We start from the raw sequence: 26150 nt of genomic DNA, 5'->3' as shown, positions 1-26150 counted from the left end.
CGGAAAGGATCGTGCCGCGTTACCAGCGGTCGGTCAGGCCGCGGGGACGGGCTCTGCCGGCATGGCGACCGGGACCCGGGCGGCGCGCGCGGCCCAGCGGCCGTCGTCGCTGCGCACGAGGCGTACCGGATGGTCGAAGCAGGCGCTCACCAGCTCGCTGGTGAGGACGTCGGCGACGGGGCCGCTCGCCAGGCAGCGGCCGTCGCGCAGCAGCATGGCGTGCGTGGTGGTGGCGGGCAGCTCCTCGAGGTGGTGCGTCACCAGGACGGTGGCCAGCGAGGCGTGGCGGGCGCGCAGGGCGTCGATGCTGGCGAGGAGTTGCTCGCGGGCGGCCAGGTCGAGGCCGGTGGCGGGCTCGTCGAGGAGCAGCAGGCGCGGCCGCGGCATGAGGGCGCGGGCGATCAGCGTACGGCCGCGCTCGCCCTGCGACAGCGTGGGCCACCTGGACTCCGCCTTGTCACCCATGCCGAGCATGGCGAGGAGCTGGTCGGCGCGGGCCGCCTCCTCCCGCGCGGGCTGCCAGCGGGGCACGAGCGCGGCGGTGTTGGTCAGGCCGGTGAGGACGACGTCGCGCACCCGCATCGGCCCGTCGGGGGCGTGACGCGGGTTGACGTGCCCCAGGTACGAGCGCAGTTCCCGGACGTCCACCCGCCCGAGCGTGCGCCCGAGCACCTCGACCACGCCGCGGCTCGGATGGTTGACCGCCCCCAGCAGGGCGAGCAGCGTGCTCTTGCCGGCGCCGTTGGCTCCGAGCAGCGCCCAGTGCTCGCCGGGGTGCACGGTGAGCGAGATGTCGCTCAGCAGGTGGCGCCCGTCACGGATGAACGCGACCTCGCCGGCCCGCAGCACGGGACCGCTGTCGGCGGGGCGGGAGACCACGGTCATCGGGCCACCTCGCCGCCGCTCGCCGCCCGCGGCCTGGACGCTTCCGCCACCACATGTCTCCCTTCGTCCGGTCGTACCCGAGTCAAGCTATCAGGTTCTCAGACATCTGATCTTTAGGAGCCTCCGCAGGCGGCGCGGACCTCGGCGACGAGCTCGGCCGCGGCGTCCAGGGTGCGGCCGATCTCCTCAGGGGTGCCGCCCACGTGGGCCAGCAGCGCCTGGGCCCGCTCGCCGAAGCGCTCGGGCGCCGACGGCAGCCGGGCGGCGGAGGTGATCATGCCCTTCTCGTTGATCAGCCAGGCGCCGTCGGCGGCGTGCAGCGCGTGGCAGGCCACGCCGACCGCGCGGAACAGGGCTCCCGCCGCGTACGCGGGGTCGCGGCCGACGGCGCCGTACCGGGCGATGGTCAGGGCGAAGTCGCACTCCCACAGGCCGCTGATCAGCGCCTCCCGCAACGCGGGCGGGTAGTGGACGGTCTCGCGCAGCTTGGCCAGCTCCCCACGGGGATCGGCGAGCACCCGGCACAGGGCGACCTCCCCCGCGTACGCGTGCGAGAAGAAGCCGAGCGGATGCCCCGCCTGGAAGCCCACTTCGTAGCGGCCGGCCTGGCAGTCGCGCCAGACCCGCTGGACGCGGTCGAGGTCGCGGTAGATCCAGTCCACGTGCCGGCCGTCCACGATCAGCCAGCCGCCGCCGTCCACCCACGGGCCCCAGCCGCCCGGCTCGGTCACGTCGGTGTCATGGCCGGTGACCTCGCGGGCCAGCGCGCGCAGGTCGTGGACGGCGAGCGGGCCACGGTAGTAGAGCCCGAGGTCGATGTCGGAGTCGGGACGGTGGGTGCCGCGGGCGCGGCTGCCGCCCAGCGTCACCGCCACCACCCCGGGCACCGCCACCAGCCGCCGGGCGATGCCCTCCAGATCCAGTCCCGCGTACGGGTCGGTGTCGTGCATCCGACCGAGCATAGTGAGCCCCGACCCTAGGATGGCGGGGTGGAAGTGCGTGAGGTGGAGACGTTGCTGCGCGAGCTGGCCCCGCAGGTCCTCGGCACCCTCGTACGCCGCTACGAGCAGTTCGACACCTGCGAGGACGCCGTGCAGGAGGCGCTGCTCGACGCCTCCGTGCAGTGGCCGGAGCAGGGGCTGCCGGACAACCCGCGGGCCTGGCTGACGACCGTGGCGGCGCGCCGGGTCATCGACCACATCCGCAGCGAGCACGCCCGCCGCCGCAGGGAGGAGAGCGTGGCGGTCAGCGTCCCCGCCGACGCGTTCGTGATCGCGCCGCCCGGCGAGGAGCGGGCCGGCGACTCCGACGACACGATGACGCTGCTGTTCCTCTGCTGCCATCCGTCGCTGTCGGCGCCGTCGCAGCTCGCGCTGACGCTGCGGGCGGTGGGCGGGCTGACGACGGCGCAGATCGCGAGCGCGTTCCTGGTGCCCGAGGCGACGATGGCGCAGCGCATCAGCCGGGCCAAGCAGCGCATCAAGGCGAGCGGCCTGGAGTTCAGGATGCCGCCGCAGGACGAGCGGGCCGAGCGGCTGCGGGTCGTGCTGCACGTCCTCTACCTGATCTTCAACGAGGGCTACGCCGCCACCTCGGGCCCCGAGCTGCTCAGGGCCGATCTGACGGCCGAGGCGATCCGGCTGGCCAGGGCGGTGCACCGGCTGCTGCCCGATGACGGCGAGGTGGCCGGGCTGCTGGCGCTGATGCTGCTGACCGAGGCTCGCAGGCCGGCGCGCACGGACCGCGACGGGCGGCTGATCCCGCTCGCCGAGCAGGACCGGAGCCTGTGGAGCCGGCCGCTCATCGCGGAGGGCGTGGAGCTGGTCAGCAAGGCGCTGGCGACCTCGCCGGTGGGCCCCTACCAGCTGCAGGCGGCCATCGCGGCGGTGCACGACGAGGCGCCGGCCGCCGACGAGACGGACTGGCCGCAGATCCTGGCCCTCTACGACGTGCTGCTCGGCATCGAGGACAACCCCATGGCCAGGCTCAACCACGCGGTGGCCGTGGCCATGGTGCGCGGTCCGCGGGCCGGGCTCGCCCTGCTCGACGAGCTGGCCGCCGACGAGCGCCTGGCGCGGCACCACCGGCCGGTCGCCGTCCGCGCCCACCTGCTGGAGCTGGCGGGCGACGCGGCGGGGGCGGTGGCGGCGTACCGGGAGGCGGCGCGGCTGACCACGAGCCTGCCCGAGCGGCGTTACCTGGAGGAGCGGGCGGCGGCGCTGGCGTGAGGCGCTCGCCGCGGTGGGCAGGGGTGACGGGGTGAAGGTGGTCGCGCTGTCCGACACGCACGCACCCAGGCGCTGGCGCTCGTGCCCGCCTCGCGTGGCCGAGCACCTGCGCGGCGCGGACGTCATCCTGCACGCGGGCGACGTGTGCGTGCCGTCGGTGCTGGCCGAGCTGGCGGCGTACGCGCCCGTCCACGTCGTGAAGGGCAACAACGACGGCCCCGACGTGGACGCGCCGGAGACCCTCGAGCTCACCCTGGACGGGCTGCGGATCGGCATGATCCACGACAGCGGCCCGGCCAAGGGGCGGCTGGCCCGGATGCGGCGCCGCTTCCCCGAGGCCGATCTGGTGGTCTTCGGTCACTCGCACATCCCGCTCGACGAGCCGGGCGACGGCCTGCGGATCTTCAACCCGGGCTCCCCCACCGACCGCCGCCGCCAGCCGCACGGCACCGTGGGGCTGCTCACCGTCGAGGACGGCGCCCTGGTGCGGGCGGAGATCGTCCCGGTCACCTGAGGCGAGCTGGGCGTCGGGCGACCACGTCGTCGCGGGCCTTGTCCAGCTTGGTCGCAGCTCCTCACGCCGGCCGTCGGGGCGATCTCACCTGGCCATCTGCCCGCCGTGATGTACGCCCCCGCCTCCGCGCTACACCTCCTGGCGTAGCCCCGGCGGCGACGCGGGGCCGATTCGCGGGCCGCCCGCGCGGGCCGATCCTGGAGCTCTACGAAGGGCTTAAGGGCGGCGGTAAGAAGAGCGGAACGCCGCCGTAAGCGCCCTCCAGCAGAGTGATCTCAGATCGCGAAACAGAGAAGGGCCGACGACGATGAGCCAGCCGTACCGCATCCAGGACGACATCCGCCTCCCCGGCTTCACCGGGCCCGTGCACCGGCCGGGCGAGCCGGGCTACGACACCGGGCGCCGCGCGCTGAACCCGGCGCTCGACCCGCGCCCCGCCGTGGTGGCCGAGGCGTACGGCGTCTCCGACCTCCGCTCGGCCCTGCTGGCCGCCCGGGCCCACGGGGTGCCGTTCGCGGTGCAGGCCACCGGGCACGGCACGCACGTCGCCTGCGACGGCGGCGTCCTGGTCAAGACCGCGCCCATGGCGTCGGTGCTGGTGGATCCCGTCCGCCGGATCGCGAAGGTCGGGCCCGGCGCACGGTGGTCCGAGGTGCTGGCCGCCGCCGCGCCGTTCGGGCTGGCGCCGCTGTGCGGCTCGTCGCCCTCGGTCGGCGTCGTCGGCTACACGCTCGGCGGCGGGCTGGGCTGGCTGGGCCGCAGGCACGGGTTCGCGGCCGACGGCGTGCTGCGGGCCGAGGTGCTGCTCGCCGACGGCCGGCACGTGACGGCGAGCCGGGACAGCCACCCCGAGCTGTTCTGGGCGCTGCGGGGCGGCGGCGGCGGGTTCGGCGTGGTGACCTCGCTGGAGTTCCGGCTGTACCCGGTGGCGGAGGTGTGCTCGGGGTTCGCGTACTTCCCGATCGAGGCGGCGGCGGACACGCTGGCCGCCTACCGGACCTGGATCGAGGACGCGCCCGACGCGATCAGCACGGCGGTCGTGCTCAGGCGCATGCCGGACGACGAGGGCACGCCCGCCGCGGTGCGCGGCCGGCACGTCGTGATGATCAAGGTGCTGCACGCGGGTCCCGCCGGCGAGGCCAGGCGGCTGCTGGCGCCGCTGTGGCGGGCCGCGAGCGCGCACGGCGGGCCGCTGCTGGACGAGGTGCGCGCCACCACGTTCGCGGCCAGCTCGATGGGCGGTACGCCGGCCCGCCACCTTGACCTGTTCGACAGCGTCGGCGACGAGGTGATCGGCGCCCTGCTGCGGGCCGCCGAGCAGGCGCAGACCGTGGAGGTGCGGCATTGGGGCGGCGCGCTGGGGCGGCCCGGCCCTGACGCGGGACCGGTCAGCCGGCGCTCCACCCGGCTGTCGGTGATCGTCGACACCGTGGTGCCGGGGCTGGCCGAGGAGTTGCGGCCGTACGCCAACGGCGGGTCGTTCCTGAACTTCATGGCGGACACGTCGCGGACGGCGGCGGCGTACGCGGAGGGCGACTACGAGCGCCTGCGCCGCGTCAAGCGCGCCTACGACCAGGACGGCTTCTTCCGCATCGGGCACGTGACCCGATGATCCAGCCGATGGTCCGAGCGGCGCACCCGCGTGACACGGCTGACATGGGACGGCAGCCGTGTCACCGTCGGGACGTCACCCCGGCCGGCGGCCGGGGCATGGCCTGTCTACGGCCTGTTGCCGCGGTGTGTGACGTGCTCCGCGGTGCCGACGTGATTGCGCTGCTTGCGCATGCCGGCGAAGCCCAGCAGGCCCAGGAGGCCGAGCAGGCCCCAAAGGCCGGCGTTGCCGCCTCCGTCGTCCCTGTTCTGCTGCGGTGCGGGTGTCACCTGACTCTGTGCCACCGGCGCGGCCGGTGCCTCAGCCGTGGCTGCGGTGGCCGGTGCCAGCGTGAGAAAGAACGCCAGGCCCAGCCCGGTGAGGGTCTTGCGCATTGGGTTCCCCCGATCCGGCGGTCTCAACAACCGCGGAGACCGCCTATCACGCCTTCTCGATTGAAGGCTCCCGATAGCGGGGCGATCTCCTAATCCCCTGCTACCTGTGCCTCTACCATCGACGCCACACCATCAAACGCCTTCTCATCCCGCCTGACCGGCGGCGACGGCCCCGCATCCCCTGCCACGCACGGAAATCCGTTGCCCCCGGAATCCCTAGATCACTACACTCGCCACGACATCACCACGCGACGAAGGAAGGGAGCCGGCCGTGCGCCACAGCACCGCTGCCGTCGTCCCCCCGTCGCGTCACGAGGTGATCCTGGTGTCTTCGTCGCCCCGGCGCCCGCTGCGCGGCCGGCGCCGGCCGCTGCCCTGACGACGACCCCGTTCGCCGGGCTCAATCGCGCAGTCCTGTTCGGAAACATCCCCGAAAGGCTGTAGAGCCGTGCGTGCTCACCTTTCCTCTCCTTTGACCACCGTCCGCAACCTCGGCATCCTCGCGCACGTCGACGCCGGCAAGACCACCGTCACCGAGCGCATGCTGTACGTCACCGGCGCCACCTACAAGCGCGGCGAGGTGCACGACGGCACCACCGTCACCGACTTCGACCCGCAGGAGCGCGACCGCGGCATCACGATCTTCGCCGCCGCGGTGAGCTGCGTGTGGGACGGCCACCGGATCAACCTCATCGACACGCCGGGCCACGTGGACTTCTCCGACGAGGTCGAGCGCTCGCTGCGGGTGCTGGACGGCGCGATCGCCGTGTTCGACGGCGTGGCCGGGGTCGAGCCGCAGAGCGAGTCGGTGTGGCGGCGGGCCGACCGGTACGGCGTGCCGCGCGTCGCGTTCGTCAACAAGCTGGACCGGCCCGGCGCCGACCTGGACGCCGCCGTAGCCTCGATCCGGGCGCGGCTGCATCCCGCGCCGCTGGTCGTGCAGCTGCCGATCGGGCGCGAGGACGGCTTCACCGGCGTGGTCGACCTGGTCGCCATGCGGGCGCTGGTCTGGTCGGGCGACGCCTGCGAGGCGGGGCCGGTGCCGGACGAGTTGCTGGCCGAGGCGCGGCGGCGGCGCAGGCTGCTGGAGGAGGCGGTGGCCGAGCTGCACGCCGGGGCGCTGGAGGAGTTCTGTGCCGAGCCGTCGCTGTCCGAGGCGACGCTGGCCGGCGCGCTGCGCGACCTGACCCGTACGGGTGCGGGCGTGGTCGTGCTGTGCGGCTCCGCTTACCGCAACCGGGGCGTCGAGCCGCTGCTCGACGCGGTCGTCCGGTATCTGCCGTCGCCGCTGGACGTGCCCGCCGTGCACGGCCAGGACGGCGAGGAACGGCCGGCCGACCCGGCGGCTCCGCTGGCTGCGCTGGTGTTCAAGGTGACCTCGACCGCGTCGGGGCGGCTGACGTACCTGCGGGTCTACTCCGGCACGCTGCGCAAGGGCGACACGGTGCTCGACGCGGGCACCGGCGGGACCGAGCGGATCGCCCGCATCCTGCGGGTGCAGGCCGACCGGCACGCCGAGGCGGACGCCGCGGTGGCCGGTGACATCGTCGCGGTCGTCGGGCCGAAGGCGGCCCGCACCGGCACGACGCTGTGCGCGCGGGAGTCGCCGCTGCTGCTGGAGCCGCCGAACGCGACGGAGCCGGTGGTGTCGGTGGCCGTGGAGCCGCGCAGGAGCGTCGACGGCGACCGGCTGGCGGCGGCCCTCGCCCGGCTGGCCGAGGAGGACCCGTCGCTGTCGGTGCGCACGGACGCCGAGACCGGGCAGACCGTGCTGTCCGGCATGGGCGAGCTGCACCTGGAGGTGGCCGCGGAGAAGCTGCGCCGCGACCACCGCCTGGAGGTCACCGTCGGCCGGCCGCAGGTCGCCTGCCGCGAGGCCGTCACGCGCGGGGTGCCGGGGCTGGTCTACCGGCACGTCAAGCAGGACGGGGGCGCCGGGCAGTTCGCGCACGTCGTGCTGGACGTGGAGCCGCTGGAGGAGGGCTTCGCGTTCGCGTCCACGGTCACCGGCGGGCGGGTGCCGCGCGAGTACGTGCGCGCGGTCGAGGCCGGCTGCCGCGACGCGCTGGCCGCGGGACCGCTCGGCGGGCACCCGGTGACCGGGCTGCGGGTGACGCTGACCGACGGGGCCACGCACGTGAAGGACTCCTCGGAGATGGCGTTCCGCACGGCGGGCCGGCTCGCGCTCCGCGAGGCGCTGCGGGCCTGCACGATGGTGCTGCTTGAGCCGGTGGCCGAGGTGACGGTGACGGTGCCGGACGCCATGGCGGGCGCGGTGCTGGGCGACCTGTCGGCGCGGCGCGGGCGCGTGTCGGGCTCGCAGGCGCGCGGCGGCGCCGTGGTCATCACCGCGGTGGTGCCGCTGGCCGAGGTGTTCGGGTACGCGACCCGGCTGCGCAGCCGTACGCAGGGCCGGGGCACGTTCACCACCCGCCCGGCCGGCTACGCCCCTGCGGGCTGAACCGCGTCCCCGCCCCCGCTCGCCGGGGGCGGGGACCCGCTCAGGCGGCCGTGAAAGCGATCCAGGTGTCCGGCGGTGCCTCGGGCCTGCCGGGCACGGGGCGGCGCTCCTCGGTCCAGGCGTCACCGGCAAGGTCGGCGGCGACGCGCCGCCAGAACGCCACCGCGCCGGCGTTGGCCTCCTGGAACGCGATCTCCCACCGTCCCGGGTGCCGGGCGACGACGTCCCTGACGGCCCGCAGGCCGAGGCCGGAGCGGCGGGCGGCGCGTACCACGAAGAAGCTGTTGAGCACCCGGACCGGCCCGTCGAGCCCGCGCACGAACGCGAAACCGGCGGGCCGGTCGCCACAGCTCAGCAGATAGGCCGTCCAGCCGGGGTCACCGAAGGCGGACTCGAGGCGGTCGCTGCGGAAGGTGGCGTCGGGGCGGGGCAGGCCGCCCTGGAACTCGGACATGTCGTGGCGGAACATCAGCCACAGGCGTTCCACGACGGGCCGGTCGGCGGCGGTGGCGGGGCGTACCGCGAAATCGTCGAAGGTCATGAAACGCAGTTTCCGGCCGGAATCAGATCCGGCCGGAAGGGATGGAGTGGGTGAAGATTACCAGATCACGGGGTGGTGACCGCGGCCCCGGCGACCGAGGACGCCCAGTACAACGCCCTCGCCACCTGCGGGAACAGGCCCTTCGGGTGGTTGCGGAACATCGGCTCGGTGCCGAACATGACGACCGCCGCGCCGCGCTCGTCCCTGCCGCTGATCACCGCCGCCTGTCCCCTGGCCGACTCAGGTCCGCCGGCGCCTGCCGCGGTGGCCCGCCAGTGACCCGAGACGAGCGGGCCGTCGGCCGCGTACGACTGCTCGACCGCCACCTCGGGCCCGAGCCCGGTGAACCAGAGCGGCGAGTACACGAACGAGTGACCCGTCGCGGCGCCGCCGACCTGGCCGCCGTTCGGGACCGTGCGGACCACGCCGTTGGCGTCCGAGCGGCCCTCCACCGTGGTGGCGGTGAGCAGCCCGGCCGCGGCGTTGAACGCGGCGCCCGTACGGCCACGGGTGATGACGCCGCCCGAGCCGAGGAACGCCTCCAGGTCCGCCCGCGCCTGCGGCGTGAGCGCGGCGTGGCTGAGCCCGCTGGAGACGTACAGGACGTCGGTGCCGCCCCAGTCGAAGCCCTGGTTGAGCACGGCGGTCGAGACGGGCGTGACGTCGAAGCCCAGCTCGCGCAGCGTGAACAGCTCGTCGGCGGACGCCGCGGCGGCCACCCGCACCTGGGCGAGCGGGACCCCGCCCGGCGTGCGGACCGGGGTGAAGGCGACGCCGTAGCGGTCGGCGACGGCCCTGGCCGCCTGCCGGGCCGAGGACGGGACGACCGCCGCGCCGCCGTCCCAGCGCACGGCCACGCCCTGGGCGAGCAGGTCGTTGAGCGCCCGCGCGTCCTGGGCGTCGGCCACCTTCAGGGCGAGCGGCCCTGACGTGCGCGGCACCGAGCCGGTGGGCGCGGCGACCTTGACCGGCGTGGTGTGCGCGCGCAGCGAGGTCAGCGGCTCCACCTGGGCGCCCCAGAGCAGGGCGTGGCTCCAGCCCGAGATGTCGTACATGGCATCGACGCGGGGGGAGATGTCCGCGCCCGGCTCCAGCATGACGTTCGCCAGGCCGCGCTTGGGCTGGCGCATGTCCACGACGTACGTGCCCGCCGGGTACGTCTTCCCGCCCTGGCGGAACGCCGTCTTCGCCCGCTCCACCCGGACGTCGTTGGCGATCAGGTGGTCCACCAGCCGGGCGGCGGCAGGAGTGCCGGCCGGGATGGCGTAGGCGCGGGGGAAGGTCGTCGTGTAGACGTCCTCGGGGCCGAAGCCCGGGACGATGCCGAGCGGCACCGTCCTGGCCTGCTCGCCCGCCGCGCCCCGCCTGAACACCTCGATCTGGTCGGCGATCAGCCGGTCGTGGCGGTCCTGGACGAAGCGGTAGGTGGCGCGGATGGCCGCCGCTGCCACGTCGGTGTTGATCGCCGAGCGCCGCCGCAGCTCCTCGACCGGCAGGTTGGCGTAGTCGGCGTTGTTGACCCGCAGCGGGATCTCCACCGTGTGCGCGGCGACGGCCCCGTGGAAGGGCGCGTACTGCGGGGTGAAGATCGGCGGCCAGTCGTCCCAGCCCTCCGCCGAGTCGCGGAACGGGATCTGCGCCGGCTGCACGCCGTCCTTCTCCGGCGTGTAGCCGAGCCCGTTGACCGCGGCCTCCATGCCGAGGCCGTTGGCGTAGGTGTTGGTGATGAACAGGTCGTACTCGTAGTTCGCGCCGTGCGGGGGCGTGGTCGGCTCGATGAGCGTGCCGTTGACGTAGCCGTGCAGGTCGATCATGGCGACCGGCTGGGCGTCCATCATCACCTGCCGCATCGCCCTGACCTCGGGCTGGGAGGCGGTGACGAAGTCGCGGTTGAGGTCGAAGCCGGCCGCGTTCTGCCGCGAGTTCGCGATGCGGCCGTCGGGGTTGGCGGTGACGTTGAAGTAGAGGCGGGTGCGCTTGAGCAGCGCGGTGATCGCCGGGTCCCTGCTGGTGGCCAGCTCCTCGATGGTACGCAGCGCCGCGTCGGTGCCCTCCCACTCGTTGCCGTGGATGTTGGCGTTGACGTACAGCGGCGCCTTGTACTTCCTGGCCAGGCCGCGGTCCCTGGCGGCGGCGGCCGGGTCGTTCTCGATGCGCTCGCGCAGGCGGGCCTGCTCGCGCGCCTGCGCCGCGCTCTCCGGCGCGGTGACGGTGACGAGGTAGAGGTCGTGGCCGCCGGCCGAGCGGCCGATGATCTCCGCGCTCACCCGGTCGCTGCGCCCCTGCAGCTCGTTGAGCTTGGGCGCGATGCCGTGGTACGGCACCAGCCCCAGCTTGATCGCGGCGTCGGCCGGGTTCTCCTGCGGCAGCGGCAGCTTCGCGCGCCTCGGGTAGCCGCGGTCGTGCGGGATGCCGTACGAGCGCTCCTCGCCCTGCGTGGCGGCGCGGGCGGCGGCGGCCTGTTCGGGGAGGCCGGCCGCGACCTCGTTGCGCTCGGGACCGTTGCCGAAGTCGCGGACGGCCGGCGGTGGCGGCTGCGCGGGCTCGGCCATGGACACGTTCTGGGGGACGGTGAGCAGGGCGGCCGCGACGGCGGCGCCGAGCAGGGCTTGAGGTAAGCGCACGGAAGAGCCTCCGGGGTTCCGGCTTGCGGGACGTCGGCGCGAAGGCGGCCGGGCGGGGACCCGGCCGCCGGGGTTCGTCAGTGTTCGCGGTAGTCGGCGGCGATGCCGACCAGGGAGATCAGGCCGGCGGCGAACTCCATCGCCTCCTTGTGGCCCTCGTCGAACGGCGGCTGGAAGCCCACGCCCTGCCACGTGCGGGTATCGGCGTTCCACAGGTCGGCGCCGACCTCGAAGTCCCAGCCGTAGATGCCGTGGTCGTACCAGAGCTCGTCGGCCGAGTTGCCGGCCGCCGAGTACAGCACGTCCGTCACGGGCCCGGTCTGCTGCGGCCAGATGACGGTGCCCCGCTCGGCGGCGATGGCCTCCAGGATCGTCTCGGACGAGCGCTCGAAGAACGCCTCCTCCTTCTTCGTCGGCCTGGGCAGGGTGACGCGGCCCTCCGCCTTGTACGCGCCGGGCGGCCACATGAAGTAGCCGCCGTAGCTGTGCACGTTCATGGCGAACTTGATGTTGCGGAAGCGCTGCGCCAGCCAGATGACGTTGCGGCTCTCGGGCTCGGAATGCTCGGCCGGGCCCGCGTACGTGCCGCTCTGGCAGTTGGCGGAGGCGCCGAAGTAGCCGTCGTCGTGCGAGCCGACGGCGTAGTTGCGGTTGACGTCCACGCCCCACTGGTTGCGCAGCGCCGGGTCGGACTGCTGCGGCGGGCAGTGGTTGGTCATGTTCTTCCGCTGGGAGTTGAAGTCGTAGAAGCTGTAGTTCGCGCCGTCGGGGTTGACGGTGGGGACGATGAAGATGTCCGTACGCTCCAGCAGCCGCCTGGTGGCCTTGTCGCGCCCGTAGTTGCGCAGCAGCCGTTCCGCGGCCTCGATCGTGACCAGCGGCGTCACCCATTCGCGCGCGTGCTCCTGGGCGTAGGCGAGCACGCCGGTGCGCGAGCCGTCGCGGCGGGTGCCGATGCGCAGGGCCAGCACCTCGGCCGGCTTCCTGGAGACGTCGGCGGGGGCGTTCAGGAAGTCGTCGAGCTGGACCGGCTGCGCGGGCGCCATGACGCCGGCCCCCGGGTCCGTACGGTAGAGCGCCGCCTTGAGCGGCAGCCCGGGCGTCGCGTTGATCGCGGCGACCACGTCGGCGGCGGTGCTGGCGGGCGCGCCCGCCTCGTCGGTGCCCAGGCTGACCGTGACGAGCTTGCCGTCGAGCTTGACGCTCAGCGCGCTGCCCGGCGTGCCGGGGTCGGCGAGCTCGACGGACAGGTCGTTGCCGCCCTCTGAGCCGTAGGCGTTCGAGGTGATCACGACGGCGGCGCCCGGCGGGGTGCCGATGACGGCCTGGGCGTGGCGGCGGTAGCCGTTCGTCCGGTACGGCAGCGTGATCAGGTCGGTGAGCTTGGGGAACTGCCGGTGCAGCGTCTTGATGCGCTCGTTGAGCTGGGCCGGCGGCATGTACTGGGTGATGAAGTCCTTCTGGTAGCCGCGGTCGTGCTTGTCGGGGCGTTCGCCGTCGGGCCACTCCCGTACGTGCGCGTCGGCCCTGCCGCCGCCGGTCGAGGTGACGGTGATCTTCTGCGGCCGGTCGTCGGCCGGGACCGGGGTGCTGAACTGGTGCCCGAGGTACGCGCCCGCGTCCATGTACGCGACCATCTCGGCCCGCCCTGTCGTGCCGCGCTTGCCCCGCCACTCGACGGTGAGCGTGGCCGCCTGGGCGGCGCTGCTCGACGCCTCGACGGACAGGAAATAGCCGTCGCGGGACTTGTACCAGAGCGCCCGCTCCACCACGATCTGGTCGCCCGAGGGCGGCTTCTTGCGGGCGTCCGCTCGTGTCCCGGCCGGCGCCTCGGACGCGAGCGCGGCGCCGAGCGCGCGGATTTCGGTCAGCTGGGTCGGGGTGACGACGGCGTCGACCTGGACGCTGCCGTCGGGCTGGGGACGTACGCGTTCCGTGAGGTCGGCGCCGGACGCCACCAGCCGTTCCATGACCGTCCGGTCCGGCACGGACAGCGTGACCAGCGACGCCGCTTCGGGATCCGCCGGTCCGGCGACCGCGGGAACGGATGGCGCCGCCCCCGGCAACGCCGTGGCGGCGATCAGCAGAGCGACTACGGACGCCCGTAAACCACGCATATGGACCCTCCTGGATCTTGCCGTATGGGGCTCATTGAAAGCCGACAAACCACATCAAGCAAGACCCAGAACGGCGACTTCCGGCGATCACCTGCGCGAGTCACCTCAGTGAGGACGGCGTCTCCAGGCGATCACGTACGCGCGTAGCCCCCGTGCGGACGGCGGCTTCAGGCCGTCATGCGCGCGAGCTGGGCCACCCCCGAGCGCGGCGACGACAGCACCGGCACCGCGCCCGCCGGGGCGTCCCCGACGATGCGCGCCATGGACGCCTGCGCCAGCACCACCACGTCCACCTGCGCCGCGAGCTTGCCGAAGCCGTCGAGGACCAGCGTGTCGTGGCGGGCCGGGTCGCCGCCGCGCAGCGCCTCGAAGGCGCCCTCGCACAGGTACGGCACCACCTCCCGGACCAGTCCCTGCCTGGCCGCCGCCCGCTCGACCGCCCGCGTGGTGGGGCCCAGCGTGGACGCCAGGGTGGCCAGCACGCCGATCCTGGCGCCCGTACGCACCGCCTCCTCCGCCATCGGCTCGTCGATGCGCAGCACCGGCAGCTCCGCGTACGGGCGGGCCCGCTCGGCCGCCTCCCCGATGGACGAGCACGTCACCAGCAGCACGCCCGCGCCCGACTCCTTCGCGTAGGTGGCGTAGGCGATCAGCCGGCGCAGCACGTGCGGCGGCGGGTCGCCGGCCGCGATGGTGTCCTGCAGCAGGCTCTCGTCCACGAAGTTCAGCACCTTGGCATCGGGGCGCGCCTCCTTGGCCAGCTCGGTGAGCGAGGCGGCGAGCGCGGGCACGGTGTGCAACATCGCGACGGTCTCCTGCGCACCCTCCTGGCGCATCTGCCCGGCTTCCGTGCCTCGAACGGCTTCCCCGCGCCCCTGCGCGCCTTCCCGGCGCGCCTGGCCGGTCATCGGGCGGTCCAGGGGCGGGCGTGCTCGTCCACGATCGCGGCCAGCCGCTGCACCCTCGGCACCGACGTGGCGCGCAGTTCGGCCGCGAGGTCCGCCGTACCGACCAGGTCGCTCCAGACGGCCCGCCCGGCCAGCATGCCGGACGCGCCCGCGCGGCAGGCGGCGCGTACGGCGGCGGGGAAGTCGTCCCGCTCGACGCCCTGCGACAGCACCACCCACGGCACGGGGATCACCTCGTCCAGCGCCGCGCACTCCTCGACCAGCCGCTCCTCGGGCGCGGCGCCGCCGAGCGGGACCTGCGCCTTGTAGAGGTCGGGCCGCAGCCCGGCCAGCTCACGGGCCGCCTCCCTGATCGCGGCGGGCCCGTCGAACCCGGCGGCGTCCCCGGCCGGCTTCGCCACACCCTCCAGCACGGACAGCAGCCCGGCCGCGGCGCACCTCCTGACGAACTCGGCCGCCGTCTCCAGCCGCCGGCCCCGCTCCTCGTCGTCCCGCCAGATGAGCAGCAGCTTGGCCGCCACCGCCCCCGCCTTGCGGGCCGCCTCGAGATCGATCCGGTCGTCGATGCCGGTGTCCTCGACCGGGCCGTCCGGGTCCTGCTGGAGGCTGTCCACCGCCACGATCAGCCCGCCGGACACCGCGCCCTCCGCGGCCACCTGCTCGAACCCGTAGTCCTGGTCGATGAGGAACCCCGAGGCGTACGGGCCGACCTCCCGCGCCACGGTCAGCTTGAACTCCCGCAGCGTGTCGTCGCCGGCCCGCTCCCCCGTCGCGGCCGTGAACATCTGCCTGAGGCTCTCCCGCTGGTCCATGGCGACCATGGCGAACCCGCCGGAGGGACGGGCGAGCAGGTCGAGGGTGGGCCGGTCTGGGGTGGTCATGCGTGCTCCCGTTCGGGTGATGGGTTTGTCGAATGCGCGGTTCGCGTCAGGAAGGTGTCGTATCCGGGGAGGTAGGCGGCGCGCAGGGCCGGATCCTCGGAGTGACGTTCGAGGGGCAGCACGGGAACGTCGGCCGGCGAGCCGCCGGCCCGGCCCGCGATGAGCGCGGCACCGGCGCAGACCGCGTCGCCGGACCGGACGATCTCGACCGGCACCGGCGAGACGGCGGCCTTGATCCGCATCCACGCCGGAATCCTGACCTGCCCGCCGAAGACCGCCAGCCGTTCGGGAACGACACCGGCCACGGCGGCCAGCTCGTCGAGCATCCACCGCGCGTGCAGGCAGGTGCCCTCGACGACGGCGGCCAGCAGCTCGCCGGGCCCGTGGGCGGGGTCCAGCCCCGCCAGCACCGCCCGCCGCTCCCCGTCAGGCGCCGGAGCCACTCTCCCCCTCAGGTACGGCTCGACCACGATGCCGGTCGGCAGCCGCACCTCGCCGAGCAGCTCCGGCAGGTCGCCGTACCCCTTGCCGCCGACCAGGCGCAGCGCCCAGTCGAGCATCGCCCCGCTGGTGGGCAGCCCGCCGACGAGCACCGTGCGCGCGCCATCCAGCGACGGGTCCGCCGTGACGCCCAGCGCGATCCCGGCGCGCGGGCCTGGCGCCGTTTCCGCGGGCACCATGAGGGCCTCGGCGGTGCCGAGCGAGTCGGCCACGTCACCCGGCCGCCGTACGCCCGCCGCCCACGCTCCTACCGCGTGGTCGTGCCCGGCGATCACGACCGGCACCCCGCGCCGTACGCCGGTCACGTCCACGTTCAGCCCGCCGACCGGCTCTGTCGCGCCGATCACGGGCGGCAGGCGGTCGGGGCCGATTCCGGCGTGCGCGGTCAGGTCCGGGTCGTAGCGCCCGGTCCGTACGTCGTAGGCGAGCGTGCGCGCCGCCAGGGTCGCGGTCGAGCGCAGGACGCCTGTCAGCGCGTACGCCACCGCCTCCGGAACCCCGGCCCACCAGCGCATCGCCTTGAGCACCGCCGGATCGTGGCGGCCCAGCCACATCCATTTGGCGAGCGGTGCCTTGGCGTCGGCCCAGCGGCCGGTGGCGGCGTAGAGCGCGGCGTCGTCCGGCTTCAGCCCGGCGATCTCCGCGGCGCCGCGCGGGTCGTTCCACCAGATGAGCGGGGTGAGCGGCGCTCCCTGTACGTCGAGCGGCACCCCGGTCTCGGCCATGCCCGCGATCCCGATCGCCTCCGGCCCCCGCCCGGCCCGCTCCACGCATTCCCCGAGTGCGTCCGTCACGGCCGTGATGAGGGCGGGCAGGTCGGGGGGCGTCCTGCGCCGGACGGTGGCCACGTCGCCGCCCCGCTCGTCGAAGAAGCCCACCTTGACGTGGGTGGTGCCCACATCGATCCCGGCCAGCAGCCCGTTCGGCGTCATGTTGTCACTATAAATCCATAAGTTGGCGGAAAAGTGCCAACTTATGGTGCATCATGGCCGTACGTCCAGCGTACGAGCAACGGGCAGCACCGAAACGATCTACGCTACGTCCCAGCGATCCACGGAACGAGCAGGAGGTGAGAAGGCTGCGCTCCGAGCAGAACCTCAGCGACCCGCACGCCGGACAGGAGCCCGGCGCTGCGCAGGAGGCCGGAAGCCTGCGTTACGGATCCGCGCCCGGCCGGCGGGCCGCCATCCTGCGCCGGGTCTCCCAGGACGGCTACGTCTCCGCCGCCACCCTGGTCGACGACCTCGCGGTCTCCCCCAACACCATCCGCCGCGACCTGCGGAAACTCGCCCAGGACGGCTTGATCAGAGCGGTGCGCGGCGGAGCGACCCCGGCGGACGCCGGCGCCCTGCCGTTCTCCGACCGCTCGTCGCAGGCCGCCGACGCGAAACACGCCATCGCCGCCGCGGCCGTACGCCTCATCGAGCCCGGCACCACGGTGGCGCTCGACTCGGGCACGACCACGCTGGAGATCGCCAAGCTGCTCCCCTCCGACGCCGGCCTCACGGTCGTCACCCACTCACTGCCGGCCATCGCCGCCCTAGCCCCCCGGCCGGACATCACCCTCATCGGCATCGGCGGCCAGTACAGCCGCGACACCCGCTCCTTCGGCGGCCCGGAAACCGTCGCGGCGCTGGAACACCTCGGTGTGCGCACGCTCTTCCTGGCCGCCACCGCCCTCGACGAGGCCGGCGTGTACGGCGCAACACCCTACGAGGCCGAGACCAAACGCCGCCTGATCTCCATCGCCCGCGACACCGTCGTGGTGAGCGACGCCCGCAAGTTCGAGCTGAGCGCCCCGATCAGGGTCTGCCCCTGGTCAGCCGTCACCCACCTCATCACCGACGCCGTCCCCGAGTCGCTCACCCTCCCCACCCCCACGATCGTCACCCCGTGACCTCCCCAGGCAGGGGTGGGAACGGGTGGAGGGGCGGCGGTCCCGCCGCCCAGGCAGTGGGCGCACGGAGTGACCGGCGAGAAGACAGCGCGGGAAAGGCCGGCGAAACGCCAAGACGAGATCGGTTCGGCATCGCGGTGGGCCCGCACCCCCCGGATCAGGCACTACTCCCTAGCCGTAGTACTCCTCGGCCTCCCCGTAGGCGTCTTCCCTGCGCTCCAGAAGCTGCAGCCACGGGTCATCCCAGTTGCTGCGAGGCATCCTCAGCTTGCTCTCGTGAATGTCCTTGACACGCCACTTGAGTTCGAGGTGGTTCTGGTCGTTGACGAGCAGCCCGGGTAGGTTCTCCTCGATCCGCTTGGGCATCAGCTCGTAGACCTCCATGAACGCCTTGTTCGCCTGGGCGAGGAAGTCCCGGGCGCGGCTGTCCGCCGTGCCGCCGAAGTCCCAGAACTCGTCCCAGCCGCTGCGGTCGGGGTCGGCCATCGCCTCGAAGTTCTGGGCGCACCATGTGATGACCTCCAGGAAGCGGCTGCTGGCCCTGGTCAACGCGCCATTGACGGCGGCCAGCGCCGTCACGCTGCCATAGGTCTGCCGCAGCGCCCACTGCGCCTTGACGGCGGCTTCGCCACGCCATGGGCTGTCACGCAGGTCCTGCGCCCGCAGCCGCAGCATGTGGGCCAGATCGACCAGGGACTCGGCCATCTGCGCGTAGCTCTGCGGGTCGCGGTGACCGCCGTTCATCACCAGGATCTCGATGTCCCGCTTCGCCTGCTCCGCGGTCATGTCGTCGACGCCGTAGTTGATCGCCGTCGACAGTGTCAGCGGCACGATGCCGTTGGGGTAGATGTCGCTCGGCCCCCTCAGCATGCCGTTCCCCAGGCCATTGACCCGCTCCTGCAGCTGCTCGATCGGCACGTCGCCGAGCAGAGGATGGTCGGCGAGCTTGTAGTTGGCCGCGGCCCGCTCGATCAGCATCCCCGCCATGCCCGCCTCGGCGTACACATCGTTCCAGAAGCCCGCGACCGCTCTGTCGGCCTCGGCCATCATCCGGTGCAGCTCGCGCGGCAGATCCCAGCGCATCTGCGAAACGCCGATGTCGTCGGCGCCGCTGACGTTGAAGTCGCCCGCCGCGGCGGCCAGCGCGACGAGCTTGCCCCCCACCGATCTCACGGGGCCGCGAGAGATCTCGAATCCCTCCGGACGGTCCAGGTCGAGCCCCGGCCAGGAGTTGGGGATGGTGGGCTCCATCTCCCACGTGGACCACTGGTCGGCAGGCGTCGGCTCAGGCTCGCGCATCGTGACTCCGATCAACACATCGGGGGGTCGCCACACCCTACGAAGATCGTCATCACGTTCGCAACCGCAGACTTGTCGGCGAAGGCCGCCGGCACCGCGCTCAGCGGCTGAACGCTTTCAAGGTCGTTCGCAGCCCCCACCTGCACTCCCCCACGCCCGACGCCACCTGGCGAAACGAACCCTTGACAAACTTCACAACCCCACATAATCTCCAGCCCAAAATTTAATCGATTCAACGAGCGGAGCTCGTCACGATGAGACCCCCCAGCAGCATCCGCCGCACCTTGGCCGCAGGCTTAACCGCCCTGCTGTGCCTGCCCCTCACCGCCGTCCCCGCAGAAGCCGCCACGGCGGCAGGCGGCAAGCACCGTCCGGGCCCGCGCCTGGAGCATCTCGACCGGGGCCTGGTGGCCGCCTCTACCAGCGAGGGCGTGTTCCTGAGCTGGCGGCTGCTCGGCGACGAGGTCACCGGGCACGGCGCGAAGGGCATGACGGGCACCGACTTCCGCGTCTACCGCGACGGCCGCCCCATCGCCACGGTGACCGACAGCACCAACTACCGCGACCCCGCGGGCACGTCCCATTCCAGGTATCGGGTGGCGCCGATCGCCAAGGGTCGCGAGGGACGGAAGAGCCCTGCGGCCACGCCCTGGCTTAAAACGTTTTATGATCTTCGGCTGAGCAAGCCGGCCGACGGCGTGACCCCGGCGGGCGAGGCGTACACGTACGCGGCCAACGACCTGAGCGTGGGCGACGTGGACGGGGACGGCCAGTACGAGTACGTGGTCAAGTGGGACCCCTCCAACTCCAAGGACGTCTCGCAGCGCGGCTACACCGGCAACACGTACGTGGACACGTACGAGCTGGACGGCACCCTGCGCTGGCGCCTCGACCTCGGCGTGAACATCCGCTCGGGCGCCCACTACACGCAGTTCCTGGTGTACGACTTCGACGGTGACGGCCGTTCGGAGATGATGCTCAAGACCGCCCCCGGCACGAAGATCCTTGGCTACAACGCCAAGGGCAAGGTCGTCTCCGAGCGCTACGTCACGATGCCGCGCGAGGACCGCCGCGCCGGGTACTCCGACACCGACGACTACCGGCTGAGCGCCGCGGGCTACTTCGACCATCTCACGGGGATGTTCGCGAAGTGGCACAAGCACCCCGAGGTCGTCGCCGGGCACTGGCCGAAGACGATCGAGGAGGCACTGGGCATCGAGCCGAAGTACCGCTACCCGCTCTCCCAGGCCGACGCGGCCGCGCTGGCGACGTACTTCATCGACGTCTACGCCCCCGCCCGCAGCGGCAACAACCGGCTGCGCGAGTTCGCGGGCTACATCCTGACCGGCCCCGAGTACCTGTCGGTGTTCGACGGCGCGACCGGCCGCGAGCTGCAGACCGTCCACTACAAGCCGGGACGCGGCGACGACGGCCTCCTGTGGGGCGACTACGCGATGGGCAGGATCGAGCCGGGCAACCGGGTGGACCGCTTCCTGTCGTCGGTCGCCTACCTCGACGGCAAGCGCCCGTCGGCGATCTTCGCGCGCGGCTACTACACCCGCAGCACGCTGGTGGCCTACGACTGGGACGGCAGGCGGCTCAAGGAGCGCTGGTACGTCGACAGCGGCCACGCCCCGATGGCGAACCCGTTCAACGCCTCGCCGCACGGCGTCCCCGGCAGCAACCCGGAATATGCCGACCTGACCACGCAGGGCTTCCACTCGATGGGCGTGGCCGACGTGGACGGCGACGGCAGGCAGGAGATCGTGTACGGCTCCGCCACCATCGACGACGACGGCGACCTGCTGTACTCCTCCTTCGACGTCGCCCCGCCGCAGAGCAACGTGCCGGGACAGAACGTCCGGCTCGGCCACGGCGACGCCATGCACGTGGGCGACTTCGACCCCGACCGGCCCGGCCTGGAGATCTGGACCGTGCACGAGGGCGGCGCGTGGGCCCCGTACGGCTGGGCGCTACGCGACGCCGCCACCGGCGCGGTGATCCACGGCGGCTACAGCGGCATGGACACCGGCCGCGGCATGGTCGGCGACATCGACCCGGACGTCCGCGGCGTCGAGACCTGGTCCTCGATGCCGCCGAACCAGGCCATCGAGGCCGGCCTGTGGTCGGCGCGCGGCGACTACCTGGGCAGGAACGCCCCCGGCACCAACATGAACATCCGCTGGGCCGGCGACATGACCGCCCAGCTCATCAACGGCACCGCCACCGACGTCCTGCAGACACCGACCATCGACGACCACCGGCGCGGCACGCTGCTGACCGCCGAGGGCACGCTGACCAACAACTGGACGAAGGGCAACCCGGGCCTGGTGGCCGACGTCTTCGGCGACTGGCGCGAGGAGCTGCTGGTCCGTACGACCGACAGCACCGCGATCCGCATCTACCTGAGCACCGAGGTGACCGACAGGAAGCTGTACACGCTCATGCACGACCCGCAGTACCGCGTGGACGTGGCCAGGCAGCAGACCGGCTACAACCAGCCCGCCTACCCGAGCTTCTACTTCGGCTCGGACATCGACTGGTCAAAGGTCCCCGTACCGAACCAGCGATAACCACCCCCACCCAAACACGAGCCACCCGCCCGAGCCCGGACCCGAGCCATCCGGCTCCGGGCTCCGGGCTCCGGGCTCCGGGCTCCGGGCTCCGAGCTCCGGGCTCCGGGCTCCGGGCTCCGATACAAGCAAAGCACCGGCCCTGCCTGGTGGTCGCGGAACTTGCTGCCAGCACATCGGGGCTTGCGCTCAAGCACGGGCGCTGCGGTGATGGTCTCGTCCCGGGGCCCAGGAACGGCGAAGAGGGCGCTCCCACTACGGGAGCGCCCTCTTCGAGGGGGATTTCGGGGGTTGCGGGGGTTCTCCGGCGAACCGCCAGGCCCTTACCTGGCCGGTTCACCCGGCCGCTCAACGAGGCCGCTCAACGAGGCCGCTTAGCGAGGCCGCTCAACGGGGCCGCTCAACGGGGCACCGCCCAGCTGGGGCAGGGGTGCCGCTCAGCTAGGGCCGCTCTACTTGGCAGGGACCTTGACGGACACCTGCTGGATGACCGGGTTCTGGTCCTTCTCGGACCAGGCGCCGGTGGAGAACGCCACGGGGTAGCTCTTCTTGCCGACCCCATCGCCCCACTTGGTGATGATGTAGTCGACCTTGATGTGGCCCTGACCCTTGACGCCGTCGACGCCCAGCGTGCGGGAGTTGAACGTGCCGCCGGTGAGCTCGGCGAAGGTCTTGGCGTCGAGGTCGAGCATCACACCACGGTTGGAGGGGTCGCCGGGGCCGCGGTCACCCACGAAGAAGGGCAGCTTCTTGCCCTGGTAGAGCACGTAGCCCTCGGTCATGAGGGGCCAGCTCGGGCTGGCGGCCAGGCCCTTCTGCATGGGCTTGCCCGCGGCGGGCAGGCCGGTGTCGCCGGCTCGGCCGGAGGCGTCGTCCCAGAAGTAGGACGCGGTCGTCGAGCCCTTCAGCACACCACGCTGCTCGACGTCGGTCTCGGCGTGAGCGGTGGTCGCGCCGACGGTCATGGCCGCGACGGCGGAGGCTGCGAGCATGGCGACGGAACGCAGGCGAGCAGACATAGGAAAATTCAGGTCCTTTGTTAGGGGACGGGAACTTTGCGCTCGTCAGGACGAACGTAGCCGGGCAGCACGCCGTACAGACGCTACGTAGAGCGCGAGAATCCACGGGAACGGGATCCAGGGAAACCGGGGCAGGCCCCGCCTCTCTTGGTCAGGCGCGGGTCACTGCTCGGTAACGTCTACGACAGTACCCTCCTAAACCGGACATTGGCAAACATATCACCACGAAACCGGCATAGATCTACCTTGCCGGTAAAGCGTCAGGTCACATCCCGCTTCAGCACCCGCAGGGTGCCCACCGCGGCGGGGACGGCGATCCAGAGCGCCACCGACGCCGCCAGCCGGGCCAGACCGCCGGCCGTCACGTCGTCGCTCATCAGGACGTCGCTGGTGGAATTGAGGTCCAGCCACTGTGCCACGGCTTTACCTCCCGCGCCAAGTTGGGCGGCGAAGCTCCCCACCATGGGGCTGACCAGGTAGATCACGATGGCGGCCGGGGCGTTGAGCAGCAACAGCCCGAGGGCGAGGCCCTCAGCGGTCAGCAGCACGGTGGTGGCGATCCAGCCCACCAGCACGTGCGCCTCCAGCCCCCACGTCGCCTCCACGCCCCGCACGGACGCCACCACCGCCGTCGTCGGCACCGCGACCAGCACCGCCAGCAGGCACGCCAGCACGGCCGCCACCAGCACCGACACGCACTTGGCCACCAGCACCCGCGCCCTCCTGGGCTCCAGGGTGAACGTGGTCAGCGCCGTACGGTGCTGCCATTCGCCGGTGATCGACAGAATGCCCAGCACGGGCAGCAGGATCCCGAACACCGTCCCCGCCGTCCCCGCGAGCATGAACAGATCGGCCGTCTCCGTCACGACCCCCCGTCCGACGACGAGCGCCACCGCCACGACGACCAGGACCCCGGTCATGACGAGGCTGGTACGGGTATCGAGCAGCTTCCGCGCCTCAACCCGCAACAACCTCCCAAACGTGACGCGCTGCGGAAGCTGGATGGCGGTGTGGGTGGTCATGCCGAAGTCCAATCACTGAGTGGAGAAAGGGCGGTCGGTTCCGAATCGCTGACCGTGGTCGCTGCGATTCCGGCAGGAGTGCGGCGGTGAGCGGCGGGTTGTGAGTGCAGGTCAAACGGGGGTCTAGTGGTGAGCGGCAGGCTCTGGCCGCAAGCCAAACGGGGGGTCTAGTGGTGAACGGCGGGCTCTGAGTGCAAATCAAACGGAGGTCTGGCAGCGAGTGGTGGGGTGTGAGAGGGGGTTAGGCGGGGGTGCGGGAGGTTTGGGAGGTTAGGGCGAGGAAGGTTTGTTCGAGGGTGCGGCCCTGGCTGAGCTCGGCGAGGGTGCCGTCGGCCAGGACGTGTCCTGCGCCGATCATCACGATGCGGTCGGCGACCTGCTCCACCTCGTACAGCAGGTGGGAGCTCAGCAGGACGGCGCAGCCGGAGGCGGCCAGGCCGCGCAGGAGCTCGCGCATCCACTGGATGCCCTGGGGGTCGAGGCCGTTGGCGGGTTCGTCGAGGATCAAAGCTCTCGGGCGGCCGAGCAGGGCGTGGCCGATGCCGAGTCGTTGCCGCATGCCCAGGGAGTAGCCGCGTATCGGGCGTCCGGCCTCCTTGCCGGTCAATCCCACCAGGCCGAGCATTTCGTCGACGCGTGCCCTGGGCAGGCCGAGCATGAGGGCGCCCAGGGTGAGCACCTCGCGGCCGGTGCGGCCCGGATGCTGGGCGCCGGCGTCGAGGAGGGTGCCCACGTCGTAGCCGGGGCGGGCCAGCTCGGCGTAGGGCTTGCCGAGCACGGTGGCGCGGCCGGAGGTGGGTCTGGCCAGGCCGGCCAGGATGCGCATGGCCGTCGACTTGCCGGCGCCGTTGGGGCCGAGGAAGCCCGTGACGGAGCCGGGGTGGACGGTGAAGGACACGTCGTCGAGCGCCTTCACCCCGTTGTACGTCTTGGTGACGCGCTGGAGTTCGATCACGTGCCCCAGTTCATCGAAAACGCGGCCCGGCCTCATCGGACCAGGGTCGAGAGTCGCGGTCGCCAGGGCTACAACCACCGGCCGGGTTATGGCCGAGGGTCTATACGGGGATCGACCCAGGGTGCTGATGCGCAGGCCAAGCGATGTTTAGGCTTGGTGCCGTGCACGACCACCCCGGCCCTCCGCACCAGCCCACAGGCGACGCCCCCTGGCCCCCGGCCTCCTCCCCCGGCGACCGCCCGGTTTCACCGCCCCCAGCTCCGAACGAGCGGCCCGGCGTGGCGGCCCCGTCCTCGGACGAACGACGTCGCATCCCGGGTGCGGCCTCGGACGGGCCACGTCGTGTGCCGGGTCCGACCTCGAACGCGCCGCACGACATCCCAGGTCCGGCCTCGAACGCGCCGCACGACATCCCGGGTCCGACCTCGGACGCGCCGCACCACGTCCCGGGTCCGGGCTCGGGCGAGCCGGGGCCGGGCTGGGAGCAGGCGCCAGGCGTGTCCATCTCCCGGGGAATGCCGAGTCCCCTCCCCCACGGCCTGCCGGGTTCCTCTTCCGGTGAGCGGCCTGTGGAGTGGCTGGGGGTCGCGCTCTTCTACCTGTTCGCCTCGGCGCCGCTGCTGCTCCTCGTTCTGGTCCTCGTCAGCAGCGTCGGCGAGCGGGGGGCCGACGTGGGCATGCTGCTTACCGACATGGCCGCGGGGGCGGTGGGCATCGCGTTACTGCCGCTGCGGCGCCGGTGGCCGTGGCAGGTCGCGACGGTGCTGGCGGCGGCGTCGGCGTTCTCGTTCGCGGCGAACGGGCCGGCGATCGTCGCGTTCGCCTCGCTCGCCACGCATCGCCGGTGGCGGCAGGTGGTTCCGGTGGGGCTGCTGTTCTGGGTGTGCGTGGCGATCTCCACCCGGTGGAAGGACGACTGGCGGCTGACGGCGGTCTACGCGGTCGTCTCGGGCACGATCCTGGCCGGGCTGACCGTGTTCGGGCTCTACCTGCGGGGGCGGCGAGAGCTCGAGGCGGAGCGGCGGGCGGCGGAGCTGCGCGGACAGGCGCAGCGGGTGGAGCAGGCGAAGCTGGCCGAGCGGCTGAAGATCGCGCAGGAGATGCACGACGTCCTGGCGCACCGCATCTCCCTGCTGGCGATGCTGGCGGGCGGACTGGCGTACCGGAAGGATCTGACGCCCGAGCAGACGCGGGAAACGGCGCTGGCCATCCAGGAGAACACCCACCAGTCCTTGACCGAGCTGCGTGCCGTGCTCGGCACACTGCGGCGCGGCGACCTCGCCGGCCAGGACGGACCGGCCGCGCAGGACGGCGCGGCGGAGGGCGGGCCCGCGCCGCCGCAGCCGACGCTGGCGCATCTCGGCGCGCTCTTCGCGGAGGTACGCGCCGCCGGTCAGCAGGTCGAGGTGGACGACACCGTCACCGGCAGGGAGCTGCTGCCGGCGCAGACGGGGCGGCACGCGTACCGGATCGTGCAGGAGGCCCTCACCAACGCGCGCAAGCACGCGCCCGGGAGCCTGGTGCGGGCCGAGATCGGCGGGCGGCCCGGTGACGGGCTGCGCATCAGGGTCAGCAACGCGGCGGCGCCCGGCAGGCCAGGTCCTGGCGGGCGGCTGGGGCTGGTAGGACTGGCCGAGCGGACGCGGATGGCCGGAGGAAGGATCACTCATGACGTACGCGACGGGCGCTTCGTCCTCGACGCTACCCTGCCGTGGGAGGCTTGAGCCGTGGTGAGAGTC

The 26150-nt window shown here is 72.6% G+C and carries 20 protein-coding genes; 7 read left to right on the top strand and 13 right to left on the bottom strand.

The window, feature by feature from the left end; translation table 11 throughout:
- Nucleotides 1-33: 33 nt before the first annotated feature.
- Entirely contained in the window at nt 34-885 is an 852-nt protein-coding gene (locus AB0K12_RS43950; protein ID WP_364574495.1) for an ATP-binding cassette domain-containing protein, read from the bottom strand.
- A 113-nt stretch (nt 886-998) separates the two neighbouring features.
- Entirely contained in the window at nt 999-1835 is an 837-nt protein-coding gene (locus AB0K12_RS43945) for a nucleotidyltransferase domain-containing protein (protein WP_364574493.1), read from the bottom strand.
- Between the two features lie 45 nt (nt 1836-1880).
- Here AB0K12_RS43945 and AB0K12_RS43940 point away from each other — a divergent pair, with 45 nt between their 5' ends.
- From AB0K12_RS43940 to AB0K12_RS43930, 3 genes are all read left to right on the top strand, one after another.
- A complete protein-coding gene (locus AB0K12_RS43940) occupies nt 1881-3113 on the top strand; it encodes a sigma-70 family RNA polymerase sigma factor (protein WP_364574522.1) in 1233 nt (410 codons plus the stop codon).
- A 31-nt stretch (nt 3114-3144) separates the two neighbouring features.
- A complete protein-coding gene (locus tag AB0K12_RS43935; protein WP_364574491.1) occupies nt 3145-3627 on the top strand; it encodes a metallophosphoesterase family protein in 483 nt (160 codons plus the stop codon).
- Nucleotides 3628-3934: 307 nt separating this feature from the next.
- A complete protein-coding gene (locus tag AB0K12_RS43930; RefSeq protein ID WP_364574489.1) occupies nt 3935-5239 on the top strand; it encodes an FAD-binding oxidoreductase in 1305 nt (434 codons plus the stop codon).
- 107 nt (nt 5240-5346) lie between these two features.
- Here the strand turns inward: AB0K12_RS43930 and AB0K12_RS43925 are convergent, their stop codons facing one another.
- On the bottom strand, nt 5347-5613 hold the full coding sequence (locus AB0K12_RS43925; RefSeq protein ID WP_364574487.1) for a WGxxGxxG family protein: 267 nt from the start codon (nt 5611-5613) through the stop codon (nt 5347-5349).
- Nucleotides 5614-6085: 472 nt separating this feature from the next.
- On the opposite strand from AB0K12_RS43925, the gene fusA reads away from it, so the two are divergent.
- Nucleotides 6086-8074, top strand: coding sequence for an elongation factor G (gene fusA / locus AB0K12_RS43920; RefSeq protein ID WP_364574485.1), 1989 nt, complete (start codon nt 6086-6088; stop codon nt 8072-8074).
- A 40-nt stretch (nt 8075-8114) separates the two neighbouring features.
- Here fusA and AB0K12_RS43915 read toward each other — a convergent pair whose 3' ends face one another.
- The 6 genes from AB0K12_RS43915 to AB0K12_RS43890 form a co-directional block, all read right to left on the bottom strand.
- Nucleotides 8115-8615 (bottom strand): GNAT family N-acetyltransferase, encoded by a 501-nt coding sequence (locus tag AB0K12_RS43915; protein ID WP_364574483.1) that lies wholly within the window; start codon nt 8613-8615, stop codon nt 8115-8117.
- Between the two features lie 65 nt (nt 8616-8680).
- Nucleotides 8681-11239 carry a M14 family zinc carboxypeptidase gene (locus AB0K12_RS43910; protein WP_364574481.1) on the bottom strand — a complete coding sequence of 853 codons (2559 nt, stop codon included), beginning with the start codon at nt 11237-11239 and terminating at the stop codon, nt 8681-8683.
- Between the two features lie 77 nt (nt 11240-11316).
- The gene (locus AB0K12_RS43905) at nt 11317-13356 is read right to left on the bottom strand and encodes a M14 family zinc carboxypeptidase (protein ID WP_364574478.1); all 2040 of its coding nucleotides are present in this window, start codon (nt 13354-13356) and stop codon (nt 11317-11319) included.
- Nucleotides 13357-13523: 167 nt separating this feature from the next.
- Nucleotides 13524-14192 carry an aspartate/glutamate racemase family protein gene (locus AB0K12_RS43900; protein WP_364574476.1) on the bottom strand — a complete coding sequence of 223 codons (669 nt, stop codon included), beginning with the start codon at nt 14190-14192 and terminating at the stop codon, nt 13524-13526.
- Between the two features lie 68 nt (nt 14193-14260).
- On the bottom strand, nt 14261-15145 hold the full coding sequence (locus AB0K12_RS43895; RefSeq protein WP_364574474.1) for a hypothetical protein: 885 nt from the start codon (nt 15143-15145) through the stop codon (nt 14261-14263).
- A complete protein-coding gene (locus tag AB0K12_RS43890) occupies nt 15142-16578 on the bottom strand; it encodes an FGGY family carbohydrate kinase (protein WP_364574472.1) in 1437 nt (478 codons plus the stop codon). The genes AB0K12_RS43895 and AB0K12_RS43890 overlap by 4 nt, the downstream gene beginning before the upstream one ends.
- A gap of 137 nt (nt 16579-16715) precedes the next feature.
- Here AB0K12_RS43890 and AB0K12_RS43885 point away from each other — a divergent pair, with 137 nt between their 5' ends.
- Nucleotides 16716-17543 (top strand): DeoR/GlpR family DNA-binding transcription regulator, encoded by an 828-nt coding sequence (locus AB0K12_RS43885; protein ID WP_364574470.1) that lies wholly within the window; start codon nt 16716-16718, stop codon nt 17541-17543.
- Nucleotides 17544-17714: 171 nt separating this feature from the next.
- Here AB0K12_RS43885 and AB0K12_RS43880 read toward each other — a convergent pair whose 3' ends face one another.
- Nucleotides 17715-18842, bottom strand: coding sequence for a hypothetical protein (locus tag AB0K12_RS43880; protein ID WP_364574468.1), 1128 nt, complete (start codon nt 18840-18842; stop codon nt 17715-17717).
- 254 nt (nt 18843-19096) lie between these two features.
- Here AB0K12_RS43880 and AB0K12_RS43875 point away from each other — a divergent pair, with 254 nt between their 5' ends.
- Nucleotides 19097-21415 (top strand): rhamnogalacturonan lyase, encoded by a 2319-nt coding sequence (locus tag AB0K12_RS43875; protein ID WP_364574465.1) that lies wholly within the window; start codon nt 19097-19099, stop codon nt 21413-21415.
- 452 nt (nt 21416-21867) lie between these two features.
- On the opposite strand, the gene AB0K12_RS43870 is transcribed toward AB0K12_RS43875, so the two are convergent.
- The 3 genes from AB0K12_RS43870 to AB0K12_RS43860 form a co-directional block, all read right to left on the bottom strand.
- Nucleotides 21868-22434 (bottom strand): hypothetical protein, encoded by a 567-nt coding sequence (locus AB0K12_RS43870; RefSeq protein WP_364574463.1) that lies wholly within the window; start codon nt 22432-22434, stop codon nt 21868-21870.
- A 260-nt stretch (nt 22435-22694) separates the two neighbouring features.
- Nucleotides 22695-23456 carry a hypothetical protein gene (locus AB0K12_RS43865; protein WP_364574461.1) on the bottom strand — a complete coding sequence of 254 codons (762 nt, stop codon included), beginning with the start codon at nt 23454-23456 and terminating at the stop codon, nt 22695-22697.
- Nucleotides 23457-23697: 241 nt separating this feature from the next.
- Nucleotides 23698-24411, bottom strand: coding sequence for an ATP-binding cassette domain-containing protein (locus tag AB0K12_RS43860; RefSeq protein ID WP_364574459.1), 714 nt, complete (start codon nt 24409-24411; stop codon nt 23698-23700).
- A 569-nt stretch (nt 24412-24980) separates the two neighbouring features.
- Here AB0K12_RS43860 and AB0K12_RS43855 point away from each other — a divergent pair.
- Nucleotides 24981-26135, top strand: coding sequence for a histidine kinase (locus tag AB0K12_RS43855; RefSeq protein WP_364574457.1), 1155 nt, complete (start codon nt 24981-24983; stop codon nt 26133-26135).
- The last annotated feature ends 15 nt before the right edge of the window (nt 26136-26150 follow it).

Source organism: Nonomuraea sp. NPDC049419, assembly GCF_040676995.1.
GTDB lineage: Bacteria > Actinomycetota > Actinomycetes > Streptosporangiales > Streptosporangiaceae > Nonomuraea > Nonomuraea salmonea.
Note: the sequence above shows the minus strand (reverse complement) of the source record. Positions and strands in the feature narration are given on the sequence as shown.